Source organism: Brevibacterium sp. UMB1308A (genome assembly GCF_030230605.1).
Lineage (GTDB): Bacteria > Actinomycetota > Actinomycetes > Actinomycetales > Brevibacteriaceae > Brevibacterium.
Genome location: NZ_JASPDO010000009.1, coordinates 73,831 through 80,154, shown reverse-complemented (window position 1 = coordinate 80,154; position 6,324 = coordinate 73,831). Strand labels below are relative to the sequence as shown.

Genomic DNA, 6,324 nt, shown 5'->3' with positions numbered 1-6,324 from the left:
AAAAACCCGCAAAGCCACACGCCGCTGCTCCTTGGTATACGACATAACGGAATCCTCCAAGAATCCGTCCGCATCCCCCTTTGCGCCGATCTATAGAACCTCTTAAGGACTTCTTAAGGACACGGTATCCCCTCTCCGGGCTGCGGTGGTGTGTGTGGTTTCGGTGGGTCCAAGTGGGTTTCGGTGACGTGGGCAGGTATATCGATGCTCATAAGGGTTGTCGCCCAGTTGGCTTGGGTGTTGCCTGGGCTCCGATAGAAGGCGCTTGATTTGGCTTTAGGATGGTCTGATGACTGACGAGTTCGAGATTAAGATCAGGCCCCTCGCGGTATCTGATGCTCGGTCGATGTTTGAAGAGCTCCAAGACATGCGCATCTATACCTTTATTGATGAGCGACCGCCTGAGAACCTCGAACAGTTGCAAGAGCGTTATAGGGTCCTCTGTGGGGGAGCACCGCAGGGTCTTGGTGTGAGATGGCTCAACTGGATCATCTTGAACGACAGAGACGATGAACCACTGGGCACACTTCAGGCAACGATCGACGAGGAGGCTCATCGTGCTTCCATCGCCTACGTGTTGTTGCCCAAGATGTGGGGCAAAGGGATCGCCTCGAGGTCGACAGAGTGGCTTTTAGGCTGTTTGCATGATGATTACGGGGTCACTGAGGCTCAAGTCGAGATTCACGAACATAATGTGAGGTCGCTGAACCTTGCCCGTCGTTTGGGTTTCGTTGATGCCGAGGTGCGTCGAGAAGGCGATCACAATGAGGTTGTCCTGCGCCATAGTCTTGGTGCTGACCGCGATTCGCCGAGGGCGTGACGCTCATGAATGCTGATTAGAATCTTCCGCGTAGTTCACGCCTCGCCCATTCTTCGGAGGCAAGTCGCGCGTAAACGAGGGTGTCGGTCCATTCGCCTTTGCAGAACCAGTCCTGGACGTGATGTGCTTCGAGCCGGAGGCCGACGCGGCGGGCAAGTGCCGCGGATGCACTGTTGCGGGCATCCATCTGTGCGGAGATGCGGTGGAGCTGGTAGTGGTCAAACCCGAGGGCGAGCACTGCTCGGACGGCTTCGATGGCGAAACCTTGCCCACCGTGCGCCGGGTCGAGAACCCACCCGATCTCGCCTTGACGGTGCTCGTGATCGGTGAGCCACAACGCGACGTCTCCGATCGGGACGCCGTCATGCTCGATGACCAGCGCAAGCGCGCCAGTCTCGCCATCGATGTCAGTCTTCGCTAGGCGTTCGGTGAGCTTGTCGTGGGTGACTTCCGCAGTCCATGGCTCGTCCAGCAGGTAGCGGGCAACGTCGGGTCGCGAGTACAGCTCGTGAAGCCATTCGGCATCGTCGGCGTTATGTGGACGGAGCCGAAGCCGCTCCGTCGCCAACGGCCACTGGGCGGTGGGCTTGAGGTCGCGCCGGTAATGGAATAGTTCCTCGCACTGTCCTGCGGGCGTGGTCCCGACGGCTCGCTCGACCTCGATGAACCCTGCGTTCGTCAAGCACCGCTGGGAGGGCTTGTTCTCCAGGAGCGTGCGTGCTGTCAAGGTTCGCAGTCCACTGTTGCGTGCGAAGCACGATGCCAACTCCAGGCCCCGACGAGCGTGCCCTGCTCCCCGCGCATCCGGATGAATCCAGAACCCGACCTCGGCAGCCTCGCAGCTGACGTCGAAGAGCACCAAGGAGCCCACAAACCGGTCCGTCTCGGCGTCGGCAAGTGCGAGGACTGCCAGCGTGCCGGACGACAGACCCTCAGCAACCTCGTCACGGATCATCCGTCGCACGGACTCGGGGGTGTAGTCGGACTCGGGCAGGTGGCCGAAGCGCCGCACAGCTTCATCCTTGGTGCCGGCTGCATACGCGTCTGCGTCCAGCTCAGAGAGGGGGGCGTAGGCGAGTGTTCTCAAAGGTGATCGGGAGGGTGGTGGCATCCAGCACGCGCTAAACCTAACATAGAATGGATAGCTAACTGAAGCGTGTTTGGTTAGGCTGGTGGGGTGAGCTACTGGGAACACCGCAAACCTGTGCGACGCCTCCGCGCAGTGGACATCGGGGAGGTTGCGAGGGCATCGGTGAGGCTGCTGGACGAAGGCGGGTTGAGGGCCCTCACCCTGCGATCTGTGGCGCAACAGGTGGGTGTCGCTCCAGCCAGCCTGTACTCCCGCGTCGAATCCGTCGACGATCTGTTCGACCTCGCCCTCGACACAGCGCTTGCAGACGATCCCGTGATGTCCGAGTCGATCCGCAACGCCGACCTGCCTGCCCTGATACACGCCTTCTTGAGCACCTCACGACCCACCGGTGGGCCGGCCTGGTGATCGGTATGCGCGCTCCCAGGGGCCCGGCGTACCTGGCCCTTTCCGAGCGGATGTGCGTCCTGCTCGAACAAGCGGGTACCCCGGATCCGCTGGGAACTGCCTACCGATTGTCCAACCTGGTGATTGGCGCCTCGCTGACCGCTCCCATGGCGTCTGACGAGAAACGCGTCGCCATTGACCCTGACCAAGCTCCTACCTATGCGCGGCTCCACGCGACGCACCACACCAGTCCACGCGAGATTCTCACCGACGGCATCATGGCACTCCTGTCGTGAGGTGGCCTTTTGATTGAGGACTGCCCTGCGTTGCTGATGGCCACGGGCTGGTCTCCGTGAGAGTGCGCCCAATCGCAGTGCGCCGATATTCGGACGGGCTGATCCCGACGATGGCGGTGAACTGCCGTGCGGCATGTCCACGGCTGCGCCACCCGACTTTTGTCATGGCGACGCCGATGGGAAGATCAGTCTCGACCAGAAGATGAGCCAGCCGATGGGCCCGAATGTGAGCCAGGTACCGCATGGGCGGCATCCCGAATCGTTGTGTGAACGCTCTGCCCAGCTGTGACACCGAGAGGTGAACCAGCGCGGCAAGGTCACGGAGTAGCCAATCCCGGTGAGGTGCTTCTGCGAGCAGCCGCGCTGCCAGTTCTGTGGATGTTTCACCGGAACGGCGCTCCGTGGCACTCCTAGCTGTTGACGTGTAGCGGCAGGCCTGGTGCCGCGCTGCGATGGTCATCGACGGCGCCTCCTCGACTTCACCTGCTGCGTCTGCGCACGGTGTGCAGGCGGTGAAGAATCGGTGGTCTTGAACAAGTCCACCCATGCCTCGACGGGCATGTCCTTCGGGAGTCCTGCAGAGGTCATGCCGTGGCGTGTTAGCCACGCTCGTGCGATCTGTGGTGACCCGAGTGAGGTGGTGCGCGCGAGGATCTGGGCCAGCCCGCGGCCGGGGCCGGTGTAGACGCGGTGGACTAGGGCATGGAACTGGCGTCGCCGTGTCGGGGACAGCAGCGGATGTTCGCGACGGTGGATGGTGAGGATTCCGCCGTCGACTCCCGGACGCGGGGTGAACGCGCGAGCGGGAACACGACGGTGCAGCGTGAACTCGAACCAAGGCGCCCATTGCGCCGTCATCATCGTGGCACCGCCGACGCCCGCTCTGCGCCGCGCGACTTCCCATTGCACGAGCACGATTGCATCGGTCCATGCCGGGGAATGCAGGATGCGGCGCAGTATGGCCGTGGTCTGGTGAAACGGCAGGTTGCCGACGAGCACATGCGCAGATGTTGGAAGCCGGTAGGTCAGGAAGTCGTCGGCGACGACCTCCACGTGCGACGGGAGTCGTTGGGTCAAGCGTCGGGCGAGCCGGGTGTCGATCTCGACGGCTGTTACAGGTCGCCCGAGCTGGGCCAGCGGGGTGGTGAGTGCTCCGTCACCGGGGCCGATCTCGATGATCGGGCCCTCGGTGGCAGCCACGAGCCGTGTGATCGTGGCAATGATGGATGGGTCAGTCAGGAAGTTTTGGCCGTGCTCATGACGGCCACCTCGATAGGTAGGCACTGTTTACTCCGTGGTTGTTGCGGAGCCGGGCACGCTGAAAGAGCCGCCCGGCCGTGATCACCGGGTGCGGGAGCAACAACCTGTGGAGGGTGCTCGCCGCTGTTAGCGGCTGCGCAGACGCAGCGAAGCAGTGCCGTACAACATGTCACCGAGTGTAGGCGATCCCGTCGCCATTCAGCGACTCAATATCCCGTCTCTGCCCAAAGACGCGGAGATCCGTATCAATGCTGGCCAGTACGAATCCCGAGCTAACCCAAGGCCGCAGAGCCTCGGCATCATCGAGATTCGTTCCGTGAGAGACCTCGACAGATCTGCCACGCGTCTTGCAGATCGAGGGTGAGCGGACGCTGGTGTGCTTGTCAGGAAGGAGGATCCGCTAAGTGGATGCGCGATTCAGCCTTCGTGGACTTGGCGGACCGGTTGAATCGTTGAGGGCCGACCTGGTCGAGGCCCGGCCGCGTGGGGCCGACCCCAGTGACCGACCTAGCGTTGAATCCAGGGGATGCCCGGCAGCACGGGAGCCCTTGTGTCGACTTGAAGAAGGACACTGATGCTACTATTGGCATAGTTCTTGATGCGCATTGAGTAATAGGAGAGTCAATGGGAGACCCTGAGATCGACGCGATGGCGGCAGTTGCCAACGCGCTCGCAGATCTGGAGGAGGAGTCGCGCGACCGTGTTCTGCGGTGGGCTGCCGACCGCTACGGAGTGACCATTTCTACTGGCGGCCGTCAAGCTGTCGGGGGTGGTGTCAACGGAGGCTCCCCGCGCGTGGCGACAGAGGAGATCGCGGGAGAGGTGCCCGACTACCAGCACTTCGCGGAGTTGTTTGCTGCGGCGTCGCCCAAGTCTAATGAGGACAAGGCTCTCGTCGCCGCCTACTGGATTCAGGTCTATGAGGCTCGTGAATCGTGGGCCTCGCGCCTGCTCAACGCTGAGCTCAAGAATCTAGGCCACTCCATTCCCAATATTACTGATGCGCTGAGCAGCAACATGAGAAAGAAGCCGCAGCGCGTGATTCAGTTGAAGAAGTCTGGCAATAGTCGACAGGCAAACAAGACCTACAAAGTGACTCACGAAGGTCTTGCGTATGTTCAGGGCATGTTGCACAGCGAGAGTAACGAGTGAAATGGGGCTCGCCCCACGGGATGCGTTGACTGCCTTGCCTGACACTCTACGCGACGACTTGCTCACCGCCTTCAATGAGATCATCAAGAACTATCGAGAGCATCGGTGGGAACCGTCAGAGCTCAACGGTGGCAAGCTCTGCGAAGTCGTATACACCATTTGCAAGGGTTGGCTGGAGGGCGGGGTTTATCCCGCGCGCGCAGAGAAACCGAGTCGTTTTGCACAAAAGTGTTGGGAGTTGGAGAGAATCTATCAGCAAGTTCCCAATAGCCGCTCTGCACGCATTCTTATCCCGCGGATGATGATCGGGCTCTACGACGTTCGGAACAACCGAGGCGTGGGGCACGCCGGTTCCGAGGTTGACCCGAACCAAATGGACGCAACCGTAGTGCTCTACACGGCCAAGTGGCTCGTTGCTGAGTTGGTGCGGCTGCTTCACGCTCTGACGACGGATGAAGCCACCGCCGTGGTGGAGGGCTTGATCCAGCGTGAGGTGGCGTGGGTGTGGACGCACGACAATATCAGGCGGGTTCTGCGGACGGGCCTCACTTGGAAGCAACAAACCCTTTTGTTGCTGTTGACCGAAATGGGTGACGTCGAAGAAAGCGACCTGTTCCGCTGGCTTGAGCATCCCGGGCTTCCGTCTTTCCGCAAAGATGTCCTGAAACAACTACACCAGAGCCGTCTCATCGAATATGACACGGTGGCGCGGACAGTACGACTTCTGCCCCCCGGTGTCACCGCTGCGGAGGCGCTACTTCCTGTTGCTTAACCCGGCAATACTAGTCTTCGGCTCGGGTGCTCTCTCGTGGCCGGTGTGCCAGGTGGCGCCGCCTCCCGCTACTTCGCGCTATCGAAGGAATATGTTCATATCTCTGTGCGAGGGCAACCTCTAGAGCGCCGGCCTGTCGTGCGCGGTGTTGGAACGCCGCCAACGAAGGACGCAGGTGTTTCGGCTGAAAGGACTACTTCGAAACGGGCAAGTCTCTTGTACGTTCCCAAACCGTCAACCGGTGCACCTCGAAACGCCTCGCGATTGACGTCACGGTCTCGCCAGCCTCCCGCGCCGCTCGGATCGCGTCCACCTCGTTCTCGGTAAGTGGTGTTCGAGACCGTCTCGTTGGGTTGAACACCACCCCAAAATCAGGTTCCCCCGCTCGTGGTTCCTCACTTCCGACGCCTTGCTTCGCCTGCTCCCACATGGAACTCAGCCGTTCGATCCGCTCCCACGTGTTCGGGCTGAGTCCACCGGCGTCCACATAAGATGAGAACATCGAAACTTGCCCCGCCATTAGGCGGGGCAGTTTTCTTTCTCTCGT

At 61.1% G+C, this 6,324-nt stretch carries 8 protein-coding genes; 5 read left to right on the top strand and 3 right to left on the bottom strand.

Annotated elements, in window-relative coordinates:
* The first annotated feature begins 289 nt into the window (after positions 1-289).
* Positions 290-820, top strand: coding sequence for a GNAT family N-acetyltransferase (locus QP868_RS05930; RefSeq protein ID WP_284925685.1), 531 nt, complete (start codon positions 290-292; stop codon positions 818-820).
* Between the two features lie 16 nt (positions 821-836).
* Here QP868_RS05930 and QP868_RS05925 read toward each other — a convergent pair whose 3' ends face one another.
* A complete protein-coding gene (locus tag QP868_RS05925) occupies positions 837-1,907 on the bottom strand; it encodes a GNAT family N-acetyltransferase (protein ID WP_284925684.1) in 1,071 nt (356 codons plus the stop codon).
* 90 nt (positions 1,908-1,997) lie between these two features.
* On the opposite strand from QP868_RS05925, the gene QP868_RS05920 reads away from it, so the two are divergent.
* Positions 1,998-2,318 (top strand): TetR/AcrR family transcriptional regulator, encoded by a 321-nt coding sequence (locus tag QP868_RS05920; protein ID WP_284925683.1) that lies wholly within the window; start codon positions 1,998-2,000, stop codon positions 2,316-2,318.
* 5 nt (positions 2,319-2,323) lie between these two features.
* Positions 2,324-2,593 (top strand): hypothetical protein, encoded by a 270-nt coding sequence (locus tag QP868_RS05915; RefSeq protein WP_244878144.1) that lies wholly within the window; start codon positions 2,324-2,326, stop codon positions 2,591-2,593.
* On the opposite strand, the gene QP868_RS05910 is transcribed toward QP868_RS05915, so the two are convergent.
* A complete protein-coding gene (locus QP868_RS05910; RefSeq protein ID WP_244878124.1) occupies positions 2,574-3,053 on the bottom strand; it encodes a helix-turn-helix transcriptional regulator in 480 nt (159 codons plus the stop codon). The two genes, QP868_RS05915 and QP868_RS05910, sit on opposite strands and share 20 nt — an antisense overlap.
* A complete protein-coding gene (erm, locus tag QP868_RS05905) occupies positions 3,050-3,877 on the bottom strand; it encodes a 23S ribosomal RNA methyltransferase Erm (RefSeq protein WP_284925682.1) in 828 nt (275 codons plus the stop codon). Before erm ends, QP868_RS05910 begins: the two co-directional genes overlap by 4 nt.
* Before the next feature lie 600 nt (positions 3,878-4,477).
* Here erm and QP868_RS05900 point away from each other — a divergent pair.
* Both QP868_RS05900 and QP868_RS05895 read left to right on the top strand, forming a co-directional pair.
* The gene (locus QP868_RS05900; RefSeq protein ID WP_284925681.1) at positions 4,478-5,005 is read left to right on the top strand and encodes a hypothetical protein; all 528 of its coding nucleotides are present in this window, start codon (positions 4,478-4,480) and stop codon (positions 5,003-5,005) included.
* A gap of 1 nt (position 5,006) precedes the next feature.
* Positions 5,007-5,777, top strand: a complete 771-nt coding sequence (locus QP868_RS05895) for a hypothetical protein (protein WP_284925680.1) — start codon at positions 5,007-5,009, stop codon at positions 5,775-5,777.
* Positions 5,778-6,324 lie beyond the last annotated feature (547 nt).